Origin of the sequence: Streptomyces phaeolivaceus (genome assembly GCF_009184865.1) — a bacterium.
Classification (GTDB): Bacteria; Actinomycetota; Actinomycetes; order Streptomycetales; family Streptomycetaceae; genus Streptomyces; species Streptomyces phaeolivaceus.
Genome location: NZ_CP045096.1, coordinates 5,827,822 through 5,849,527 on the forward strand (window position 1 = coordinate 5,827,822; position 21,706 = coordinate 5,849,527).

22 protein-coding genes are annotated in these 21,706 nt (G+C 66.9%); 7 read left to right on the forward strand and 15 right to left on the reverse strand.

Translation table 11 applies throughout. The features are described from left to right. Positions 1-60: 60 nt before the first annotated feature. Both mobC and F9278_RS27360 read left to right on the forward strand, forming a co-directional pair. Positions 61-711, forward strand: coding sequence for a plasmid mobilization relaxosome protein MobC (gene mobC, locus F9278_RS27355; protein ID WP_152174166.1), 651 nt, complete (start codon positions 61-63; stop codon positions 709-711). After that, positions 708-2,426: a relaxase/mobilization nuclease domain-containing protein gene (locus F9278_RS27360; protein ID WP_152170673.1), complete on the forward strand. Its 1,719-nt coding sequence runs from the start codon at positions 708-710 to the stop codon at positions 2,424-2,426. Before mobC ends, F9278_RS27360 begins: the two co-directional genes overlap by 4 nt. Before the next feature lie 255 nt (positions 2,427-2,681). On the opposite strand, the gene F9278_RS27365 is transcribed toward F9278_RS27360, so the two are convergent. From F9278_RS27365 to F9278_RS27375, 3 genes are all read right to left on the reverse strand, one after another. Then, positions 2,682-3,380 carry a hypothetical protein gene (locus F9278_RS27365; protein ID WP_152170674.1) on the reverse strand — a complete coding sequence of 233 codons (699 nt, stop codon included), beginning with the start codon at positions 3,378-3,380 and terminating at the stop codon, positions 2,682-2,684. 102 nt (positions 3,381-3,482) lie between these two features. Continuing rightward, positions 3,483-3,926: a hypothetical protein gene (locus tag F9278_RS27370; protein ID WP_226966973.1), complete on the reverse strand. Its 444-nt coding sequence runs from the start codon at positions 3,924-3,926 to the stop codon at positions 3,483-3,485. Between the two features lie 122 nt (positions 3,927-4,048). Further along, on the reverse strand, positions 4,049-4,735 hold the full coding sequence (locus F9278_RS27375; protein WP_152170675.1) for a DUF317 domain-containing protein: 687 nt from the start codon (positions 4,733-4,735) through the stop codon (positions 4,049-4,051). Positions 4,736-5,100: 365 nt separating this feature from the next. Here F9278_RS27375 and F9278_RS27380 point away from each other — a divergent pair, with 365 nt between their 5' ends. The 3 genes from F9278_RS27380 (at position 5,101) to F9278_RS27390 (ending at position 8,059) form a co-directional block, all read left to right on the forward strand. Next, a complete protein-coding gene (locus F9278_RS27380; protein ID WP_152170676.1) occupies positions 5,101-5,853 on the forward strand; it encodes a hypothetical protein in 753 nt (250 codons plus the stop codon). 122 nt (positions 5,854-5,975) lie between these two features. Further along, the gene (locus F9278_RS27385; protein ID WP_152170677.1) at positions 5,976-7,310 is read left to right on the forward strand and encodes a hypothetical protein; all 1,335 of its coding nucleotides are present in this window, start codon (positions 5,976-5,978) and stop codon (positions 7,308-7,310) included. 278 nt (positions 7,311-7,588) lie between these two features. Continuing rightward, complete coding sequence (locus F9278_RS27390) at positions 7,589-8,059, forward strand: hypothetical protein (protein WP_193241659.1); 471 nt, start codon at positions 7,589-7,591, stop codon at positions 8,057-8,059. Positions 8,060-8,206: 147 nt separating this feature from the next. Here the strand turns inward: F9278_RS27390 and F9278_RS27395 are convergent, their stop codons facing one another. Then, positions 8,207-8,971: an IS5 family transposase gene (locus F9278_RS27395; RefSeq protein WP_152170679.1), complete on the reverse strand. Its 765-nt coding sequence runs from the start codon at positions 8,969-8,971 to the stop codon at positions 8,207-8,209. A gap of 154 nt (positions 8,972-9,125) precedes the next feature. Here F9278_RS27395 and F9278_RS27400 point away from each other — a divergent pair, with 154 nt between their 5' ends. Continuing rightward, on the forward strand, positions 9,126-10,121 hold the full coding sequence (locus F9278_RS27400; protein ID WP_152170680.1) for a DUF4365 domain-containing protein: 996 nt from the start codon (positions 9,126-9,128) through the stop codon (positions 10,119-10,121). A 145-nt stretch (positions 10,122-10,266) separates the two neighbouring features. Further along, complete coding sequence (locus tag F9278_RS27405; protein WP_152170681.1) at positions 10,267-10,896, forward strand: P-loop NTPase family protein; 630 nt, start codon at positions 10,267-10,269, stop codon at positions 10,894-10,896. A gap of 60 nt (positions 10,897-10,956) precedes the next feature. Here the strand turns inward: F9278_RS27405 and F9278_RS27410 are convergent, their stop codons facing one another. The 11 genes from F9278_RS27410 to F9278_RS27460 all read right to left on the reverse strand — a co-directional run bounded on the left by F9278_RS27410 (position 10,957) and on the right by F9278_RS27460 (position 21,556). Further along, positions 10,957-11,640, reverse strand: a complete 684-nt coding sequence (locus tag F9278_RS27410) for an endonuclease domain-containing protein (RefSeq protein ID WP_193241660.1) — start codon at positions 11,638-11,640, stop codon at positions 10,957-10,959. A gap of 305 nt (positions 11,641-11,945) precedes the next feature. Beyond that, entirely contained in the window at positions 11,946-13,349 is a 1,404-nt protein-coding gene (gene tyrS / locus F9278_RS27415) for a tyrosine--tRNA ligase (protein ID WP_152170683.1), read from the reverse strand. 97 nt (positions 13,350-13,446) lie between these two features. Then, positions 13,447-14,358 (reverse strand): glycosyltransferase family 2 protein, encoded by a 912-nt coding sequence (locus tag F9278_RS27420; RefSeq protein WP_152170684.1) that lies wholly within the window; start codon positions 14,356-14,358, stop codon positions 13,447-13,449. Then, positions 14,355-15,320, reverse strand: a complete 966-nt coding sequence (locus F9278_RS27425) for a hypothetical protein (RefSeq protein ID WP_226966974.1) — start codon at positions 15,318-15,320, stop codon at positions 14,355-14,357. Before F9278_RS27425 ends, F9278_RS27420 begins: the two co-directional genes overlap by 4 nt. A gap of 125 nt (positions 15,321-15,445) precedes the next feature. Then, positions 15,446-16,210, reverse strand: a complete 765-nt coding sequence (locus F9278_RS27430; protein WP_226966975.1) for a class I SAM-dependent methyltransferase — start codon at positions 16,208-16,210, stop codon at positions 15,446-15,448. Between the two features lie 94 nt (positions 16,211-16,304). Continuing rightward, positions 16,305-17,321: a nucleotidyl transferase family protein gene (locus tag F9278_RS27435; protein ID WP_152170685.1), complete on the reverse strand. Its 1,017-nt coding sequence runs from the start codon at positions 17,319-17,321 to the stop codon at positions 16,305-16,307. After that, on the reverse strand, positions 17,318-18,214 hold the full coding sequence (locus F9278_RS27440) for a radical SAM protein (RefSeq protein ID WP_152170686.1): 897 nt from the start codon (positions 18,212-18,214) through the stop codon (positions 17,318-17,320). The genes F9278_RS27435 and F9278_RS27440 overlap by 4 nt, the downstream gene beginning before the upstream one ends. Next, on the reverse strand, positions 18,208-19,359 hold the full coding sequence (locus F9278_RS27445) for a hypothetical protein (RefSeq protein WP_152170687.1): 1,152 nt from the start codon (positions 19,357-19,359) through the stop codon (positions 18,208-18,210). The genes F9278_RS27440 and F9278_RS27445 overlap by 7 nt, the downstream gene beginning before the upstream one ends. A 17-nt stretch (positions 19,360-19,376) precedes the next feature. After that, complete coding sequence (locus F9278_RS27450; RefSeq protein WP_152170688.1) at positions 19,377-20,390, reverse strand: zinc-dependent alcohol dehydrogenase; 1,014 nt, start codon at positions 20,388-20,390, stop codon at positions 19,377-19,379. Continuing rightward, positions 20,375-21,052 carry an HAD family hydrolase gene (locus tag F9278_RS27455; RefSeq protein WP_193241663.1) on the reverse strand — a complete coding sequence of 226 codons (678 nt, stop codon included), beginning with the start codon at positions 21,050-21,052 and terminating at the stop codon, positions 20,375-20,377. The genes F9278_RS27450 and F9278_RS27455 overlap by 16 nt, the downstream gene beginning before the upstream one ends. Before the next feature lie 306 nt (positions 21,053-21,358). Further along, the gene (locus F9278_RS27460) at positions 21,359-21,556 is read right to left on the reverse strand and encodes a hypothetical protein (RefSeq protein ID WP_109916195.1); all 198 of its coding nucleotides are present in this window, start codon (positions 21,554-21,556) and stop codon (positions 21,359-21,361) included. Positions 21,557-21,706 lie beyond the last annotated feature (150 nt).

A 21,706-nucleotide genomic window follows, 5' to 3' on the forward strand; every position in this document is an offset into this window, starting at 1 on the left:
GTATGGGACGAGGTCGACCGGTCACTGACTGACCATCAACACCTTATGGAGAACCACCTCATGCGCAACCAGCACCACGAACCCACATCGCACCAGCAGGAGATGACCACCACCCCAGCCACAACGCCAGCAAGGTATCCCGCTGGACCGTCCAAGGACGGCCGCAACGGGGAAGTCTCCGCCCCGGGGGTGGCGGAGGACCTCGGGCGCCAGGGGGCACCCGAGGAGGAACAGATCGCCGACACCGTCGCCGCCCAGCTGCCGCGCGCCGCCGAAGCTGCCGCGCTGCACCGTGTCGCCCGACGTCGCAAGCCCGACCCGAACGGCCAGCGTAAGCAGCGTGTCGATGCCCGCTACAGCGTCGACGAGAAAACCGAGATCCTCGCCATGGCGCGGTCGCTGAACATCGCCGGCGCCCACTACGTCGGCGCCGTCGTCATGGCCCACGTCCAGGGCGACCTCGCCCTGCCCGGCCAGCGCACCCCGCTCGACGACTACATCGACGAACTGACCGCCCTGCGTGGCGAGGTCGCCAAGATCGGCCACAACATCAACCAGATCGCCAAGAAGCTGAACTCCGGCGGCCGTCCACAGCCTGGGGATACCGCCGTCCTGGCCCAGGGCGAACGCACCCTGACCGCGGTCGGCGCCACCGTCCGCCACATCGCCACAGCCGCGAACCAGGCCGTCGCCAAGAAGGCGGCCCGGTGATCGCGAAGATCCGCAGCGGCAAGGAAACCGCCGGATTGATCCGGTACCTGTTCGACACGAAGAAGGCCAAGGACCACATCGACCCCCATCTGGTCGCCTCCTGGGACGGCTTCGCCCCCGACCCCGGCCGCGCCGACGACTTCGACGCCACCAGGAAGCTCCTCGTGGCCGACCTGGACCTGCACGTCAAGCAGGCTCGGAGGCTGGGCCGCGCTCCCGAGAAGCACGTGTGGCACTGCTCGATCCGCGCCGCCGAGAGTGACCGCGTCCTCAGCGACGAGGAGTGGGCCGACATCGCCCGCCGCGTTGTGGCGGCCACTGGCATAGCACCGGAAGGCGATTCGGACGGATGCCGCTGGGCCGCCGTCCGCCATGCCCCCGACCACATCCACATCGCCGCCACCAAGGTCCGGGCGGATCTGCGCACCGCCCGCCACTGGAACGACTACCTCACCGCCGACCGTGAACTCGCCGCCATCGAGAAGGAATACGGCCTGTTCCAAGTGGTCCGCGGAGACCGCACCGCTGCGAAGCGGACCACCCGTGCCGAGCAGGAGAAGGCCCGCCGCGCCGGCCAGGAGAAGCCCGCCCGCGAACGGCTGCGCGCCACCGTGCGCACCGCCGTAGCCGCCGCCACCAGCGTGGAGGAGTTCGTCCACCTGCTCAACCACCTCGACGGCGTGCTCGTCGAGGTCGTCCACTTCCCCTCGGGTGACGTGCGCGGCTACAAGGTCGCCAGCGAAGACACCACCACCGCCGACAACGAGCCCGTCTGGTTCTCCGGCTCCGAACTCGCCCCGGACCTCTCCTTCCCCAAGATCCAAAAGCGCCTGGAGAGCATCGACCCACAGTCCGCTGAGAAGCCAGGCCGGCGCAGGCCCAGCCCCTGGCACCAGGCCACCGACGCCGCCGAACGCATCCCACACCACCTCGACCAGACGGACGACGAAGCCTCCCAGGCCCACGTCGCCGCCTTCGGCGAGGCCCTCGACGCCCTCCCCCTCCTCGCACCTCAGACCCTGCGCCCCCAACTCCGAGAGGCGGCGACCGCGTTCGAGCGTGCCACCCGCTCCCGCATCCGGGCCGAACACCACCACGCCCGCGCGCTGCGCGGCGCCGTACGCGCCATGCTCCGCGAGCCCGCCCCCAAGGACGGCGCCGTCCTGGCGATGTTCCTGGACGCGGCGATCCTCGTGGTCGTTGCCGCTGCCCGCTGGCACCAGCTCCGCCACCACGACCAGCAGGTCGCCGCCGCCCACCAGACCCTGCTCCACCTCCAGGCCGCCTACGACCAAGCAGCCGCCGCACCCCTGGCCGCCCTCGCGCAGCGCCAGCCACCCCAGCAGGCCGTGGAACGGCAGATCCGCCGCCTACGCCAGGCCGTGCCCGAGCACGCGGAGCAGATCATCGAAGACCCCGCTTTCGCGGCTCTCACCGCCGCCCTCGCCGAGGCAGAAGCAGCCGGGCACGACCCGGAACGGCTCCTCCAGCAGGTCGCAAACGAGCGTGCCCTGAACGACGCCCGGCGCCCCGCACGAGTTCTGGCCTGGCGCATCCAACGCCTCAGTGAAAGGCCGGCACTCAGCGCACAAGCCCGTTCAGCACAAGCCCACAGCCCAGCCTGGGCCGACAGCGCAGCACGGCGCCCCGACGCTCCAGAGCACACGGCAGCAGCCGCCCCGGCCCCGCAGCCGTCACAAGCACGACGGCGCTGATCTCGATCTCAGCTGCGTGCGGTGACGCGCTGGGAGACGCCAGAACAAGGCACCGCAGCACGAAGCCGGGCTCCCCCAACTGGGAGGCCCGGCTTCACCGCGTGGGAGGCCCTGGAACTGCTGGAGCGTCCAGGAGTTGGTCGAATGTGCCCTCCGACAGCACCCGGCGCAGCACCGGTGCACTGGAACTGGGGGAGTCGCCGAACACGGCGACAAAGTCATGCGCGCCGGCGCCGAACGACGCCGACAGGGAGGTCACAAGGCTGCCTGCGCCTTGTCGAGCGCCTTCTCCAGGTTGGCGTCCACAAGTCCTGGCGCGCCCGAGACGAGCACAAGGACGTTGCCGATTCGGATCGCCGTCTGCTTGACGACGCTGCGCTGCCCACCGGTCGAGTAGGTGAGCAGCTGGCTCCACTGCTCGTTGCCCAGGTCGGGGGCGGGCGTCACCTGCGTGCCCACCGTGACGACGGTGTTGCCCGACACCACCTGGTACGTGGGGCAGGAGACCATCGCATCGAAGATCTCCCCAATGCCCTTGGACAGCTTCGCCGCGGTGTCGCTGTACAGCTCCTCGGCCAGCTCGGAGTTGCTGCCGCCGGCATAGGTGAAGGACGCCTTCGCCTTGCGGGGGAAGGCGAGGCTTGTGCCGGTCGCGGTGTCGCCGCCGAGTTTCTCCATGGCCGGGCAGCCCACCACAGCCACATCGTCGTGCGCCGCGGGGCGCTGTGGCGTGCGGGTGTAGCCCCCGCCGAGGTCGCTCTCGTCCAAGAGGAGTTTGGCCAGCGCGGTCGAGGACAGCGAGGCGAGCGCCGGGGCACTCTCGCCGTCCGGGTGCACCGGGACGGTCGGGGAGGACATCGGACCGGAGGCGGCGGCGCTGCCATCGGAACAGCCCGCCAGGGCCAAGATAGCGAGGGCGCTGAGGCTGAGGACGGTCGTGGCGTGAAGGCGCATCGGAAACCCTTTTTGGCCTGTTGCGGCCTGCGTAGCGGACGGTCTGACCAGGCCGGCCCTCCGGGCGCCGGCGGTGCGAAGGGGAGTGGGGGTTTCGGGAGGTCAATGGCCGAGGTGGCGCAGGCCCTCTTCGAGAGTGGGGTGGAACTGGTCGACGGGACCGGAGTGGCGGTTGAACCAGACCGCATCCAGGCCGGGCTCCTTCGTCTCGTGGCCCGCCCGGCAGCGCAGCCATATCGAGTCGTCCCGCATGCAGAAGACGATCCAGTCCCGGTACGCGCCGCACTCGGGGCACGTACGGACCTCGCCGTCGACGACGAGCGGCTGCAGCCAGCGCATCATCACCCCGGCCACGTCCTGGCGCGACGGTACCCGCAGCTCCGGCGGCAGGAAGTCGGGCACAACCCCTTCTTCTGCGGTGGGGGCTTGTGAGGTCGGCTCGGGGAAGTTGGGCCACGGCTGCGTGGCCTGCAGCCGCAGGAGCAGCGCGTGGCCCGCACGCTGGGCTTCACGGAACGTGCGGTCCTCGCGAGCGCGTCGGAACAAGAACAAGGCACACTCCTTCTCTGTCATCTGGCGGGCGCGGTGACGCGCCTCGTCTGACTTGTTGCCACTCGGGAGATCGGCGACGAGCCGTTTACGACAGCGGCTCCTCTGGGCGGCAGCCGTCAGTTGCGGCGGAGGACGGTGAGCCGCCCTTCGGCGCTCGCAGGGACGGTTCGGCGGGGCACCGGGACCGGTGAGGCGAGCGAGGAGGCGAATGCCGCCACCAGCTCATGGGGGACGCTGGTGCTGAAGCTGGCACACCACAAATAGGGGGCGCTGACGACGGGTTCCGCCCATGCCTGCCAGCCCACCAGGTCAGGGCGCGGGTCGGCGTCCTGGATGAGTGGCGGCAGCATCTCCAACGAGACGCTGCAGGAGAATCCGGGGTCCGTGGCGGTGGTGCGGGGGCGGTCCACGTCGCGGATCCAGCCTTGGGCACTCAGTGCGTTGAGGACCGTTCCCGGCGCCTCGGAGCCGACGTCGGGCGCCTCGCGGGTGTCGATCGCCACGAGGAGATCGGCGAGCGCTTCGTACGGGACGCCGGCCGTGAAGTACGCGTTCCACGCAGGCACCACGGAGGTGGCATCCGGGCGGGCGCTCAGCTGCCAGGCAACCGGGAGGCTGCCCAGTTCGAACGGGTAGGCCGCGAGGGTCCATTCGGCACCGCGCAGCTCATCTGGGCTGACGTACAGCAGGGTGTGGCGGGAGGTAGGCCACATGCGCCAGCCGAGGCCAGCCAGGATGTCGCCGATCCGTTCGGCGAGGGCCCCGTCGTCACCCGCCAGATGGCGCGGGGTGACCCAGTACACGGGGTCTGGCGAGTCGGGATGGGAGGGTTCGCTGGGGTGGTGCGGGTGCAGGGGCGCCTCCGTGGGATCGGGGGGAAGGATTTCGTCGGGGCGTTGTACGTTGGCATGGTTTGCAGCAGCACACCAGCGCTTGCGGGATCTTTCCTGTCTGCCCCCGGCGAACTTGCTCTCCCCGTGCCTGGAGGGGCCCAAATTTAGTGGTCGAAACTCACAGCGGATGGCCAAGCGGTAGCCGATCGGCCACGGATCTGAGACTGGATGGTCAACCCAGTCCACTTGCTGCTGAGACGTGCCGTATATGCCAGGAGAGAGCGGATGGCCCAGGCCCAGTGGAACAGCCACTGCGGCAGCGAGATACTGACGCCGTGGAAAGCGGACAGGTTCGCACACTGCGCTTTGCGGTCGAATGGGTTGATCAACACCCTGTGACCTGGCTCGAAGGGGCCTTCCCCGCCTCATACGAAGTGGAAGGCTGGAAGCTGACACTCACCGAAACGAAGCTCGCCGCCGCACCGGCCGCGCCGATGACCGAGGACAAGGCCCGCTCGGCCGTCATGCCGCTACTGGACACATGGTCGGCCGAACTTGAAGTCGATCAGCGCCTTGTCGTGATGCTCTACTATCTCGGCGCAGACGTGGAGCCGGGTGCCACTGACACGAAGGGAACAGTCGCCAGCGCGGACTTTGCGACTGCGTCGGCCGAGGCGTTCGACGCGACCGTCGTCATTCAGCGCGATGCCCCTCCGCAGCCGGACTGGTCGTGGCGGGACACAGAAGTAACCAAGGCGGCGCGGACGATGTGCCTGCGCCCCCTCCGGAACGGGACCCGACCAATTGCTGACGCCGCGTACTGGCTCTCAACCCACCTGAAGAAGTGGGCGACCGATGGGGATCAGACTGCACCCGAGCGACTCAACGTGTCCTCGAGCTACTTCAACAAGGTCAGTCAGTCGGGTGCAAGAAGCGACGAGCGGAAGGTTTCCGCGGCCTCACAGACACTGTCCGCGCAAGACAAAGAATCACTCAGGCGCGCGGTAGAAGAGCTCATCCGACGGCTGCACTTGGCGGAGAGTGGCCTCCACCCGGGTCGGCACTTGGACCTGTCCGATTGGCCATAGTCGTAGGGGTTCGGACTCGCGGGGACCGGCTCGAAGACGGCTGGGCAAGCACCTTGATTCGGGTGGGCAGAGTCGACCAAAACCGCTGGTGGGATAAGGACCTTAACCGGGATAATAGTCCGGTGCCTGCAAAGTTGACCGATATGCCGCCTGACCGGCTGGATGCGCTGATCAAGCATCCCTTCCACCGGGAGAACGCCGAGCGGCTGATCGGGTTCATACGCGATCTGCGGGAGTGTCACGGTCCTGAGGACTTCGTGGCCTTTCAGCATGACCTTCTGAAGGCCACGCTCGAAGCGAGCCATGCCCGTGCCGCGCGGAGTCGAGTGATCAAGCGGCTCAAGAAAAGAGAGAAACTCCCCGCAGACGCGCCCGAACTGGTAGCGGGTAACCGCTACGACGTGGACGACTGGCGGCTGGAGTCGGATGTCCTTGAGCGCATAGGCCGACAACTGCGGTCCGTAGGGGATGCCATGGCGTGGCGGGCCTTTGGCTACGACCGCCGCTACATCCTCACCCTGCGACGGAACGAAGCGCCCGGTCCGATGACCCTCGCTAAGGAAGGCACCGTCCACGAGGTTCAGTTCATGCAGGAGCAGTGGAGCGAGCACCGGCGCTTCGCGATGTTGCATGACCTGACGAACTGTCTGCGTATCGGCGACGCGACGGTCTTCGACACCCCCGACGAGAACAACCTGCAGGCCATCTACCTGCATGAGCTCAAGACAAACCCGAAACGGCGGGAGGGCGCCCAGCTCACGCGGACCCGCATGGCGGCCGAGGCACTGGACGTGAACGGGCCGCTGCCGGGCCCCGACAAAGCCCGTCTCATCGATACCGGCATACCGTACGCCAGCCACCTGTCGGCACTCCGCGACGCTTTCACCTATGCCCACCGAGAGGGACTGAAGACGATGCGCGTGCCTGGGCAACGCGCACTGCTCGCGCTCGACATCCCGGCGGCCGGCAACCGTTGGGGCCTACAGGAAGCCACGCGGCAGTTCCACACCGCGTACGCGGCATTGCTGCGCCGCACCCGGCTGACCGGACAGCAAATCGCCTTCGGCAGCGGTGATAACACCGCCCGCAACACGTTGGCCCCGCCATGGGGCATCTATCCCTTGCAGCCCGCGGAGTGCGCCGGCCTGATCGCCGACGTTCTGGTGTTCACGGTGACGATGTCTTCCGACAACTTCATCGAGGAGCTGTATAAAGCCGGCCTGAATGCCGAGTGGGTCCTGGCCGAAGGAGCCGACATGGCGCCCCTCCAGCCCGTCGTGGCGATCTACGGACATGGCCGCCGCGTTGTGATGGCCCGTGCGGAAATCGAGCGTCTACTGCTGGAACTCACCGACCTTGGCACGTGGGCACGAGGAATAGATCGTCTCCTTCAGAGAGGCGTTGCAGGCTGGCAGCCATGGCCGTACTTCACTGATGAGCACAAGGTTTGGGCATGACACGGATAGGTGGTGCCGTGCGTGACCGAGACTGATCGATCGCCGGATCGGGTCACCGCGATGGCCTCTGCAACTGGCCGAGAAATCCTACAGTGCCATTCAATCGACGCGTCTGACAGCGAACCCAGCCGTTTCTGCTTTTGTGACAGCGAACCTAATTGTGAGGGGTGAGCACGCTGGGGCCATGCCCCGTGTGTATCTGCCGTACGGGGGAAAACACACCGAGCGCCGCCCTCAAGCGCGCGGCCTCGGGACAGCCATTCGCAACAATCGCCGCTATGACATCGATGATGCAGACCTTCCGCCAGGCCCTGCAGACTGCGCTGGCCAGCCGGAAGACGGTGAGCATCCGCAGCACCCTGATCGAGATGCTGGAAAGGGATCCCTCCAAGGCAGAGATCTCGGCAGCCAACAAGGCGGCCCGAAGGATCGCCGAGGACGGAGACGCGGTCCTCATCTCCCTGCTTCCCGACCAGGCCGGGGCCGACGCGTACGTGCCTACGGCCCGTGGTGCCAGGGGGCGTGCGTCGAACTACCTGACCCTGGACGAGAAGATCATCAAGGACTTGCCCTGCCGCGTCGAGTTCGCTACGGAGAAGTGGGACGCGCTGATCGACGAAGGCATGCGGTCTACCCAGCAGAAGATCGAAAGCGACCCAGTTCTGTCGGCGTTCCTGCCCGGCTGGAAAGCCGAACCGCGCGCCGAGAAGCGGGCCCGCCTCACGGCGGAGGCGGCAGGAACCAGCTGACCCGCTGTTCAGCGCGCCTCTGTCGGCACCGGACTGCATCGCCGCATCGGTTCCATGTCGCCCCCTGGATCCCTGGCCCATCAGACATGCCATGGGGGCGGCCCCTCGCCAGGACCAGCGTGGATTGTCAGTGAGCCTTTTCCATCCTCAGTCTGAGCTGGCCAGATGGAGGGTGAGGACGGCCTGGACGAGGCTCGTGATCCGGGTCGTCGAGCAGCGGAGCTTACGGAGGAGCCGCCAGGACTTGAGGGTAGCGATGGCTTGCTCGACCAGTGCCCGGACCTTCGCATGGGACCGATTGACGGCCTGCTGACCAGCGGAAAGGCTGTCCCACTGGCCGCGGTAAGGGAGACGGACCGTGCCGCCTGCACCCTGGTACCCCTTGTCCGCCCAGCAGTTGATGCCGGCCTCGGCGAGGGCGTCGATGATGCCGTGCTCGCGGGCGGCCCGAACGTCATGGACGGCACCGGCCAGGGCCGGTGAAGCCCACAGGAGACGACCCTTCGGGTCCGCTATGACCTGCACATTCATGCCGTGCTTCTTGTGTTTGCCCGAGTAGAAGGGACGGTCGGCGGCGATCCGGTCGATCGGCAGAAGCGTCCCGTCCAGGATCACAAACGCCTTCATCGACGCGGCCCGTACTGCTTCGGCGAGCGTGGGGGCGAGGGCGGCCAGGAGCTCGACGGCCTCGTTGACGTACCGGTAGACGGTTGTGGTGCCGACCCCGAAACCGGCCGCGAGCTGGGCATAGGGCTGGCCGTTGCGCAGGTGGGCGAGCGTGAGCAGGGCCTGCCGGCCCGCACTCAGGCGCCGCCATCGGGTGCCAAGAGTGCGCCGACGTTCCCTCAGGCGGGCGGCGAGGAAGCGGAGGGCAGAGCTGGACACGTCGACGCCGGACGAGTAGACAAGCATGCGAAGCCTCTGGTGGAGACGGTTCTCTTGGTCGAAAACCCATCTACCAGGGGCTTCACCCGTCTGTCAGGCCAACTGCCCAGCTGACGCCGGAGGTTGGAAAGGGCTCAGTGCCTGCCAGTATCCTGGCGGCCACTGATTTCGAGGGGGGACAGTGTCAACTGTTCGTTCTAGCCGCCGGATTGAGAGGGCGGGCGTCAACGCCCTGCGTGCACTCCTTGAGGAACACGATCACATCGTTCAGGAGATCGACGGAGGGAACGATCACGGCGAGGACATGATCGTTAACTTCACTCGTGGCGGTAAGCGAACGGGCTACTGGATTGCCATTCAGGTAAAAAGCGGTAAGAAGTATAAGCGGGCCAACGGGTATGCAATTCCGGTAGAGGACCACTTCGAGGATTGGCGGCAGAGTCGCATCCCCATTGTTGGCGTCGTCTACGACATGAAAAAGAAGGAACTGTTCTGGGTGAACCTCACCGAACAGTTACGATCCGTGGACGAGAGCCCTGGCTGGGTGCAGGTAGCAAACGTCTCACGACTCAACGTGGAAACGGTTCACGAGTTTTGCGCCGAAGTTTCGGCCTACGCCGGCGATGCCAGGATGCGTATTCGTGCGGGGAGTCAAGAAGAGGCACTGGCTGAAGCCGTACGCGCCAGAAACGGACTCGACCCTGAGACAGCACCCAACCCCTTGTTCGAGAGCATAGCGGACTTCACGCTTAAGCATGAGGAGCGCCTCCATGTCATCTTAAGAGACGTGCGACGGTCCATCCCTGTGCAAATTTTGGTCTTAATCATGCTGTGGGAGTGGCCCCGTCAAATCCGCTTCGTTGAGGGGTCTATGGACATCAATCCGGTCCCATGGGTGATGAGCCTCTACTCCTTCATGCTTCTCATGGCCCTGACCATATTTTTCGAGTTCAGGGCCGGGCGAGTCCCCAGAGAAACAGGGTCGTGGCTGTCTCTAATTGCGAGCAACTTCCTCTGGCTACCGATAATGGATCCCGACGGGGATCGCGGTTGGTGGGGAACAACTTGGATCGTGGCCGGAATTATCATTCCTTCGCTTGGTGTTAAATTCCTGATCGTCAGCTTCATCGGATTTGCCCGCGACCGAAAGAAGAAGCAACTCCAATCAGGCATCTGAGACGGCGCTGGCGCGCCCGGCGCTACGGGGCGCTCTGCCAACGAAGTTAGTCGGCGCAGTCAATGCCTCACTCAGCAATCGGCGGAGGCGGGTAGCGCGAAGAAACGGGTCGAGAGAGGTGCTGAGGCGCTGGCACTCTGGAGCGATGTTGTTCAAGCTCACCGGGTCCAGTTGCTCGGGCAAGACGACGCTCGCCAACGCCGCGGCCGGCAGCCTCCGGCAGATCGTCGTGCACGACTCCGATGAGCTCGGGGTGCCGGAGGGCGCAGATCTGCACTGGCGACATCGGATGACCGAGATGTGGGTGCAACGCGCGCTGGAGTACCAGGATCGCGGCATTGACCTTCTGCTCAGCGGGCAGTCGCCCTTGGGTGAAGTCCTCGCTGTGCCCTCCGCGCCGCTACTGGACGGCATCGCCGTGTGCCTGGTTGATGTCGCCGACGAGGTCCGGTGCACTCGACTCGCCGAGCGCGACCCCGGCAGATGGGATTCTCCGGCGGTCGACGCCTTCCTCGGCTGGGCCGCATGGCACCGACAGCACGCCCTCGACCTCCGCCACCGGCCCGACGTCATCATCGACAACAGCTGGCCCGAGATGGCCTGGAACCGCTGGACCAACTGGCACGCCGATGACCCCCGATGGCGCACTCAGTTGCTCGACACCACCGACCAGCCAGTGACGGAATCCGTAGACCTGGTCGCGCAGTGGATCACCGAGCAGCGCGACGCGCACCAGGCCGGCCAGCTTCCCCTGAGCCACGGTTGGGCTTCGTGATCCGTTCGAGCGGTCCAGGCATGGCATCGATGATCTCGCTCGGGGCCGACGATGAGGGTGCTATCCGTTCTCGGCCGTGTACAGAGCCAGCTCTGGGGTTCGCTCCCGGACTGGTGCTGGCGGCATGTAGCTCACCTTCACATCCGCCGAGTCCGGCTCGCCGTGGAAGCGGATTCGTCGCGTGACCCACTCCTCAAGAACCGGGATCGGCTCGTTGCCTTCCTGCCTCATCCATGAGCCCTCGTACCAGGCGATCGCCCGCCGGTTGCACGGCGCACACAGCAGGCCGCGTACACAGGCCACGCAGTAGTTCGTTGGCCGGTGGCCTGCCGAGCAGTCATGGGCATGGTCGAGTTCCCAGCCTTCCGGCCCCGGATCGACCACCCCGCACAGGCAGCGCCCGTTCTGCAGCGAGAGGATCGCATCTCGGGCGAACTGCGATATCCCTCGCCCATAGTGCACGATGCACAACCCCCGCGAATAGGGGTCGCTCCTGCAAGCCTCATACCGGCATAGTGGCCCCCACTCTGCCTGAGACCTCCAGCCACGAATCCGGGTGAGCGGCTTACCATCGTTCTTCTGCTGGTAGTGGGTGGAGCAGTACCCATCAGAGGAATGCGGGCGGTCGCACTGCGGATCGTCGAACCGGCACCCCGTATATTGGCCCGCCTTCGCCTTCGCCTTGATCGGCTTCAGCGGGCGGCCTGTACGTGCCTGCTCATAGTGCGTCTTGCATAACAGCACACCGTCTCTCCGGGCGTGGCCTGGCCGCCCACACCCTAGAAAGCAACACTCCTCCACGGCATCGCCCGCCATCAGCGCCTCTCCTGGCCCGTAGTCCTACCCGCCCGGGAACCTACTATTTGCCACTGACAACCACGGCCCTTGTCCTGCGGCGAACCCGTTCTTATTGCTGGCGCCGCGAAGCACAGAAGCAGAAGGTGAGTCAGAACCCCTGCCCCGTGGCCTGATCGCGCGGCTGGCGGGTCGCATCGAGCGCAAGCAGAACGGCGCCGACTCACGATGGTGAGTCGGCGCCGCGCCTGATCTCAGACGTCGATGCGGGCGACCTTACGGCCGACCTTGAGGTACAGCTCGGCACCTTCGAGTGCCCCAACCTCGCTCACGACCTCACCGAGCGTCTGCTGCACGGACGCCGCGGTGAGCGGCGTAGGTGCCTGCTCTCCGTCCGCCTCAAGGATCAGACGGAGGCCCTTCTGCTGAGCCACGCGGCGCACCGCGGAGATGCTGGGAGCGAAGTCCAGCGTGCGGCTGATCAGCGCCCCGAGCGTGTCCTCGGCGTGGTCCTTCAGGGAGATGACGGGGAGGTTCTGGGTGTCCGCGAAAGAGCGCTTGGAGAAGCGCGCCGTGAACTCCGCGCGAGCGGCGGCAGCAGCGTCCAGGCCGTGGAGGGCGGCCACCACCTCGCCGGCGAGGATGCGCTTGATCGCCATCGGGTGCGCGGTTCCCTCCTCCAGGCGCTTGGTGATCACGCGGATCTCGTCGTCCGTCCACTCGGTGAGCAGCTGGAGGTACGGCTCGGTCAGGTGGTCGGGGATGGACATCAGGCGGCCGTAGACGTCATCGGGCGACGCCGTCAGGCCCACGTAGTTGCCCTTGCTCTTGCTCATCTTGGTGCCCGTGCCGTCGGTGCCTTCGATGAGCGGGGTGGTGATGACGACCTCGGGGTCCTGCTCCGAGATCTCCATGACCTTGCGGCACATCTGGAGGTTCAGCAGCTGGTCCACACCGCCGAGTTCGACATCGGCGTCGATGGCCACGGAGTCCCAGGCCATGACGACGGAGTAGACGAACTCGGCGACGGACAGCCCATGGCCATCGGCGAGCCGGGTGCGGAAGTCCTCGCGCTGGAGCGACATGGAGACCGGCACCCGGGCAAGAACCCCGACGAGCTCCGGCAGGGTGACCTTGTTCAGCCACTCGCCGTTGAAGCGCAGGTCGGCACGCTCGAAGTCGATGAACGGCGTGACCTGCTGCTGGTAACCGCTCAGGTTGCGGGCGATGTCCTCGTCGGTGAGCGGCGGTCGGTCCGAGGACCGTCCCGACGGGTCACCGATCTTGGCCGTGACGTCACCGATGATGAAGACGACGTGGTGGCCCATCCGCTGGAACCGGCTGGCAATGATGATCGGTACCGCGTGGCCGAGGTGGACGTCGGGCGAGGTCGGGTCGATGCCGTACTTGACGACGAACGGGCGTCCGGCGGCCCGCGCGGCTTCGATCTTCTCGGCGAGCACCGCGGCCGAGGGGATCAGGTGGTTCGCACGCCCCTCGACCAGTGCGGCCTGCTCCTCGGGGGAGAGGTCGGAGAGGTCCAGGGAGCGCCGTGCTGTTGTCTCGCTGAGCAGCTGCGCGGCCGTATAGTCCGCGCCCAGGTCCGCCCCATCGAGGATGTGCATGACACGGGTGACAGACTCGCTCAAACGGCTCATGGCGCTTATACGCTCCTGGGTCGGACAACTGGCCTGACCAGTAGGGATTGGAAGCGGCGATTTTATCATCGCCACCCCCGTCGCATCACCGAAATGATCACGGTTCAGCCCGCTCTCCCTGGGTCGTCGAGAGCTGTACCAGCGGCCGGCCCACGATCGTACTGGAGAGGGAGCGGAGCCACGGGGCTATTGGGTCTCGGGCTCGGAGCGTGGCGATGAGCATCCCCGGAAGGAAGATCATGGCGGGGAGGTGCTTCTTTCGCTGCAGGGCGGATTCCACTCTGTGCCCGGAAGCGAGTACGCGGAAATGCTGGGAGATCACCCTGAGCTGGCGAGAGGTCGCCCAGGTGGGAGGGTTCCCGTACATCATGCGGAGCCGATCCGAGAGCCCCAGACACACCTCGGCCCGATAATCCTGCGACAGGCCGGGCGTACTTCGGTCGGTCATGCTGTGCGAGTGGACCCGATAGTAGGTCAACGGGTCCGTGAAGGCGGCACCGCGGCCGGCCTCGCGCAGCGCGTGGAAGAAGATCTCGTTGGTCACCGGCAGGAGGCTGAGGGCAGCCTCGCGATGGACCACCAACGTGCTTGTGTTTCCGCCCGGGTGCGGATCTTTCAGCTTGGGGTTTCCGTTTGAGTCGACGACGTTTTCCCAGTGCTCGAGGAACAGCGTTTCACCCGTCATCGCCTCGGCGCACGTACGGAGCTTCGATGGGTGGAACCAGTCATCGGCGTCGAGCGGAGCCACCCAGTCGCCTGTGCTGAGGAGAAAAGCGTCGGTCAAGGTTTGGCCGAAACCCTGCTGGCTCCTCCGGATGACCTTGACGTTCTTTTCGTGGCGACGGCATACCTCCTCAGTTTCGTCGTTGGATCCGTCGTCGATGACGATGATTTCGTGAAGGACGAAGTTTCCGGGCTCCTGTTCCAGACAGCTTGTTATGGCCTGGTCGAGATATCGGCCGTAGTTGTGGCACAGGATCACGCACGAAATACGCGGAGGGGCGCTCACCGGTCACCCCCGTACACGCGGGCGTAGTCGTCCAGGATCGTCCTGTGTTCCTGGGCCCTGTAGTCGAGGAACTCGCGGTCGAGGCGGCGGGGCTTGGAGCCGAGCCGTGCTGCCGCTTTCTCCAGCGCGGTCAGGAACTTCTCTCCGAAGAGGTTGGGATGCCCCTGCGACCAATCGAACCATTCGGGTTCCTCGACAAATCCCTTGTGCCGCTCGTACTGCTCGGGCAAGTGCCCCGTGAGGGAGCAGACCGGAAGCAGGTTCAGGTCGAAGGCCAGTTCCAGCTGCCCGGAGTGGCTCCCCCAGAGGTACGGCAGCAGCAGGGAGTCCGAAGCCAGCCCGGCTCTGACCACTTCGTCGTCCGTGGGATACGGGCGCATGGTGAGGCGGATACGGGGATCGTGCCGTGCCGTCTCCAGAAGCAGCGGGGCACGGCCGGCGTCAGCGAAGTCCGCAGGGCTGAACGCGCGCAGGAGGACGTGAAGCGTGCTGTGGGGATCCGTGATCCCCAGGCTCCAGTTGGCCATGGTGGACAACTGGTCCCGGCTGGCCCGGGAGGCACCGAACATGAGGTACCTGGCCCCCGGGCCCCTCGCCTCGCGCTCCAGGTCGGCCAGCGACTCCGGGGCAGCGACGTATCCGTGGGGGATGACCGCCGTTGCAGTGACACGCTCCCCGAGGACCTCCGTCAGCTTCGTGACGGATCCCTCAGTGAGACAGACCCAGCTGACCTCGGCAGACCGGAGCAGCCGCAGCCGCTCCACGAAGCCTTGGGCGTTGCCGACCATGGGCCGGGTGTCATGGGCGGTGAAGACCACGTTGACCCCGTAGCCCAGGCAGGCGTCGAGCAGGCGCTCCAGGGTGGAGATGTCCTCGAAGTCGATGTGGTGCAGGTGCAGGACGTCGAGCCACGTGAGAGGGCCGTGTTCGAGGAGCCATGCGGCGCTGACCGCCTCTGGCACAGTCTCGCCCGTGGGAATCTCTGTCCCGTTCAGGATGTGGAAGTCAGGGCTCTGGAGCTTCCACGCGTATGGGGTACGCGCCGGCAGGTGAACGACACGCAGGCCCCTGGGCCGGGGAACCGCCGTCACTGTTCTCCCACCTCCGTCCCTCCCACGCCGACGAGGAGCAGCTGGGTGGACAGACCGTTGGAGGCGTCGTCGCTTCGGGTGAGGCCCGCGTCGTGGATCTCGAATCCGGAGGCCCGCAGCAGCGCCTGGAACTCGTCGCTTGCCCACTCCCGCACATGGCTGGGGTTGCGCGGCGGTCCAGGGGTGTCGTAGCCGCTGCGGCACTCACGGGCCGGTGTGGACAGGACGGCAGCGGCGCTGCCCTCCCGCAGCAGGCCCAGGATGAGGGACAGAGCCGGGGCCGGGTCCACCAGGTGCTCGATCACGTCGGAGCAGATCACCACCGACCGGCGGACGAGGTCCGGGTCGAGCGGCAGCCGCTCTGCCGATTCGAGGTCCGCCTCCACCCACTGTCCGAAGGGGTGGTTGTCGTGGCACCAGCGCAGGTTGTCCCCGAAGTCCACGCCGACGAAAGTCCAGTCGGGGTGCTCGGCGGCGAGCGAGGCCAACTTGCCAGCCTGCCCGCAGCCGATGTCGATCACGACGTCACGGCCGAGCTCCTTGGCCCGTTCGGCGGCGTAGGGGTACACGTCGGGCTGCCAGGTGACGGTGTCGTCCGTCTCGTCAAGGAAGTACTCGACCTCGCTCCGGCTGCGATAGCCGCAGCGAATGAAGAAGGACTCGGGGCCGCCTATCGGCTGCGAGGACTCGGAGAGGGCCGGGGGCAGCGGGGCATCGGGGCCGGTCAGGGGCTGTGATGTGGTCGTGGTGTCCGCGTGCACAGTCAGACTCCTTGCTTGCTCGGGTGTGTGGTGCGGCAGAGGGCACACGGCCTGCTACGGCCGCGGGTTCGGCGCTCCCTCGGAGGGGGGCCTGCTACTTCGGCCAGCGGGAGAACAGCGTGATCAGCCGCTCGACGAGCTCCTCGCGGATCACACGCCACTCCCGGTCTCCGGCGCGTCGCGCGGCGGAGGCAAGGTCGTACTCCGCCTGGCCGACCTCGGGCAGACACGCGTACATCTGGAGCAGGGCCGACCCGTCGTCGGAGGGTGCCGAGTCGGTGTCCGCCGCCAGCAGGGCCCTGATGTCCTCGGCGGGCATGGAGCCGTCGATTCCGGAGCCGGGGATGCTCTTACTCATCTTCGGCAGGCCCCCGAGGCCCGGGATCATCTTGGTGTAGATGCCGGCCAGCCGGTCTGCGGGCAGACCCCAGCGCTCCGCCCCGCGCCGGGCGAGGGCGACGTACTTGTGCTCGTCGACGCCCAGGGACACCAGCACGTGCCGTCCTTCGCGCAGCAAGTGCACGAAGTCAGCGGCCATCAACAACGTGGCCTGCTTCATGCCGTAGTTGAGGTGGTCGAAGACGCCGTGGTTGCGGTAGAGCCCGGCGAGGTCCTCCTCAGCCCACTGGAAGTCGTCGTCGTCCAGATGGCGCGAGAGCAGGAACGCGGTGGCCATGACATCGGTCTCGCCCTCCTGCCGACGCAGTACACCGCGCCCCGGGTCGAAGCCGAGCCCAAGCGCGAACTCCTCGTACTGGTCGGCCAGGCGGCGCACCGCGTCCAGCGGCGTGCGACGCGCGTTGTAGGAGTCGAGGTCGCCGAGCACGATCTGCACGTCGAGTCCGCACTGCTGGAGCTTGACCGCGCGCAGTAGTTGGAAGAGGGTGCCGGCGTGCGGCGGGCCACCGAGTCCGACGCCAGTGGTCACGATCGCCGGCTGACCCCCAGAGACGGCGTCCGCGAACTCCCGCGCACCGGTGTGGCACACCCACTTTGTGTGCAGGTCGCCGGGGCTCATCCCCGCGAGGGCGAAGTCGATGGTGCCGAGGCCAAGGTGCTCGTACTGGTGCTGGTCGATGACGCTCTCGTAGTACGCGGTGTCGAACTTCATGCGATCCCCTCCAACTGAGGCTGCTCTCGTAGGGCGAAGGCCCGGCGGACCAGCGGCTCGAAGCCGTCGGCCAGCAGGTCCCCGATCACGGCGTTGCGAGGTGCGGCGACGCTGCCGAGGTCCGCGGTGACCGTTCCGTCGGCGAGGACCCAGACGCGGAACGGGTACGGGTCCTCGGGCGCCCGTGTGGGCTGGGCGAAGATCTCCACCGGGGCGACGGCGTCGCGCACCCCGTCCACGGCCCGGACGAAGTCATCACGCTCGAAGCCGTAGAGCTCCGCCTTGCCCGCGCTGGCACGGCCGATGGGCCTGTACTGGGAGATCAGCCAGTACTCGACCTCCGTGCGGTCAGCGATGCCGGTGACGAACTCCGCGAGCCGCGGCAGCTCCCGCACGGACGCGGCCGTGGTGAACGTGTTGAAAGCGAGTCGGCGCCGGTCGGCGACGAGGAACTCGACGTTGGACCGGAACCGTTCGAAGTAGCCCTGCCCGCGGAACCAGTCGGCCGAGTCCGCCTCCGGACCGTCGATGGCCAGGGAGTAGAGGGTCACGTGGTCGCGCACCCCCGCGTAACGGTCGCTCAGGAGCAGCCCGTTGGTGTGGAGATTGGTTTCGAATCCGGCTTCCCGTGCGTGCCGGAGGGCGACCTCCAGGTGGTTGTCGTAGGGCATCACGGGGTCGCCGCCGGTGAACACGACCCGGTGGGCTTCGGACTCGGTGCGGACCTGGTCGATGACCCTCCGGACGGTGTCCGGGTCCGTCTTGACCCGGTTGCGCTCCCGGTAGCAGAACCGGCACACACCCGGTGAGGCGCTGGTCGGTGCCAGGTCCCAGGCGTTGCAGTCGGTGTTGAGGACCAGGTGAACGATCGCGAGTTCGTCGTGCGTCAGCATGGGGCCTTCTCCTTGTTGCCAGGGCTGACCAGGAGGGCTGTCGGGGTGACGTGCCGAAGGAGCGAGCGGAGCTTGTCCGGGGCACCGCCGGTGAGGCGTACGAACTGCTGCAGCGTGTCCAGACCCGCGCCGGCGTCGATGATCGTGAGTGCCGTGTCGATGCCGGATTGGACGGTGGGCACCGCCTCGGACATCACCATGAGCAAAGCCGCGTTGAGGGCGACCGCGTTCCGCGCCTGACTGGTGTCATGGCCTGCCAGTACGCGTATCGCGGCGGCGACGTTCTCCCGAGGGTCCTCGTGCTGGGTGACGGACATCAGGTCCTGCGGCATCGAGGACGCGCCCTTGCGTACTTCGTCGTTGAAGGTCAGGTCCTCGTCACCGGCGTTGATGCGGCAGGCTCGCACGGTGCTTCCGGGGATCAGTTCGTCGACCTGGACCGCCTTGCCAAGGCTGGAGTTGATGACCGTCACGTCGGGCAGGCCGAGTCTGGAGAGCAGCCGGGCGGAAGCGCCGACCGCAGGGTGCGAAAGGCCGTACACGTAGGCGGAACAGGTGACCGGGCTGAGGAGGGCGGGGAACGCCAGGCTGAGGGCGTGCACGGCCTGGAACCTGCCGCCGTAGCGACGGTCGAACTCGGGCACGCGGTTCTCGATGGAGAAGAACCCGAAGCCGGTCTCCGCCGTGATGTCGACCATCTCCTGGTGCGGCACCATGTCGCTCGTCGCGCCCACGAGGTCGATGAAGTCGCGGGACCCGGTCTTCGACGACGCACTGCGCGATCCGAGCTTGGCGACGTGTGCTCCCCCGGTGGCCGCCACCAGCGCGGCGGCGGTACTGAGGTTGATCGTCTTGAAGGTCTTCTTCCCGCTGCCCGTGTAGCCGACGAACCGCATGCCCTCCGGCGGCTGGTGGAAGTCCCAGTTGCTTCGGTCCAGGGATGTCGCGGCCTGGACAGCGGCCTCGACCTCCTCCAACCGTGGCCCCCGCAGGAGCAGTCCCGTCAGGACGCTTCCCAGCATCACGTCGCGCGTGTGGCCCTCCGGTAAGGCGAGGATGCGCGTGATCCCGTCGTGGACGTCCTGGGGTGGAATGTCGGCAGGTGAGTTGATCTTGTGGGCCAGCAATGGCGTTGTGACCGCCATGGCGTGGGCTCCTTCCGTCACGTGTCGGATGTGAGCAGGACCTTGAAGGGGCGATGGCGGGCTTCGTTGTTCAGGGCCGCCAGTCCCTGCGGCAGTTCGCCGAGGGGAAATCGGTCTCGGGTCATGAGGGCGGCCCAGTCGCCGCCCTTGGCGATGACGTCGATGGCGTCTCGGAAGTCGTCATGGCCGTCCGCGCGGCAGTACGAGAAGGAGCCGCGCAGGGTGATCGAGCGACGGAAGACATCCCGCAGGGGGACCGAGAGAACGACGCGGGGCGCGTAGGCGTTCTGGACGAGAACCGTTCCCCCGTCACGAACAGCCTTCAGCGCTTGGCGTATGGGGGCGTCGCTGTGACCGGACGCGGCGTCCACGACGGCGTCGCACGCCGGCAGCTCGGCAGAGTGGAGAGTGATGTGCCGGTCGAGGACGTAGCGCAGTTGATGCGATCGCGAGGGTTCCCTGACCAGCATGTGCACGTCCCACCCCGCCTCCGCCGCGCAGATGGCCGTACACACCGCAAGGACGCCGCCCCCGATGATGCCGAGCCGCCCCACGGGCACACGTAGCCCGCAGCGGACTCCGTGCAGGGCCACCGCCATCGGATCGGCGAGGACTCCGTGCGCGGGATCGTGCAGGTGGCGAAGCGGGACGATGCTGTCGCGGGGCGCCCGTACGCAGGCGGCGAGACCTCCGGGAAGATCCCACCCGATGCGCTGGAGTCGTGGGCAGAGGTGGACATGGCCGCGGTCGCAGTAGTGGCACGAGCGGCAGGAGACCAGCGGGTCGATTGCGACCCAGTCACCTGTCTCCGTGTCGACACCGACGATCTCGTGCCCGAGGTACCACGGTTCCGGCAACTGTCCTTGCCAAGGGTGATTGAGCTTCGCGACGTCGCTTCCGCACAATCCCGTGAAGCGTGTCTCGATGAGCGTCGTGTCGGGTGCCGAGGACATGGCGACCGGAGCGGGGAGTCGGCTGAGGACTCCGTTCTCAACTGCCCACGCGTACGGGCCGGTCATCGCTGCCCCCATCTGTCCAGCAAGGTGGGGAGAGCTTCCACATTGGGTATCGCCCCGCCGGACCAGGCGGTCTCGCCGAACGCGAGGCCACTCGGCCCGCCCCGACGCTCCACGCGCACGGCACGCATGCCGGCCCGCTCTGCGCCGGCAAGCTCGTCACCGCCGCCATCGCCGCAGTAGAGGGCCTGCTGCGGGGCGACACCGAGGTCTCGGAGGACCGCGCGGAAGAGCAGACGGTCGGGCTTCACCGCACCCGCCCGGCAGCTGAACACGACAGCGTCGAAGTGCGGCGCGAGGTCGCTTGCGCTCCACGCTTCGGCGATGTCCGGGGAGGCGTCGCTGAGGACGGCCAGCCTGGTGCCACCGCGCCGAAGCTGCTCCAGCGCCCGCAGGAGAGAGGCATCGGCCTGGAGACGGACATGGGCGAGCCGGGTCAGGAGCACTTCCAGCTCATTCACACAGGCCGCAGAGGCGTCGCAGCGGGCGACGAGGTGAACCGCCACCTCGGTGGTGGACGCCATCTGCCCGTCGTGCCTCGCCTGCCAACTGTCGGACAGCACCGACTCGGCGACCGCCGGGGACACGCGCAGTATCGCGGCGAACTGGGCAGCGGCAGCCCTCCGCTCGACCACACTCGGGGCTGCGACGAGCGTGCCGAATAGATCGAGTATCACTGCGGTCGGGTGTGGAGCCGGAGCAGCAGAACTCCGCTGCGGTGAAGGGCCAAGCAGTACGTCACCCACTGGATGTGTGGCGGGCGCGGACAGGCTCGTCGACATGGAGGTGCCCGTCGGCGGATAGCGCATGGTGAGGCTCCATCGGTAGATCGGTGATCTCGTGCAGAACCGAACTCTCCGGCTGGCTGGGCTGCGGCCAGATGACGCCTTCTCGGGCGTCCGACAGACGAGGAAGGAGGACTTGACTGCCACCAGGTCGAGGCCACGCTGGGTCGCCAGGGCCCGGCGATGCCGTCGGCGCGCTCACAGCCGTAGCCCTGACAGCAAGCCGGCGACCGACGCCGTGACGTCCTTCACGAACGGGCCGACGGTGTGGGTCCCGGCGAGATACAGACCGAAAACCGAGCACACAACGGCGTGACCCGCCTTGAGCCCACCTCCGCGGCACAAGAAGACGATCACGATGCCGAGGAGCAGCAGGACAGCAACATCGACAGCCACCGCGGAGCCCCCTTCGATCTCGGACGAATAGTGGAGACCGAGGCGGGTACTGGGACGACCGCGTCGGTGTGACCATGACAGCGGCTCGGAGCTGTGCGGAGTATCACAAGCCGTTCCTGAAGCTGCTCATCAGCAGCTCATGGCTGGCCG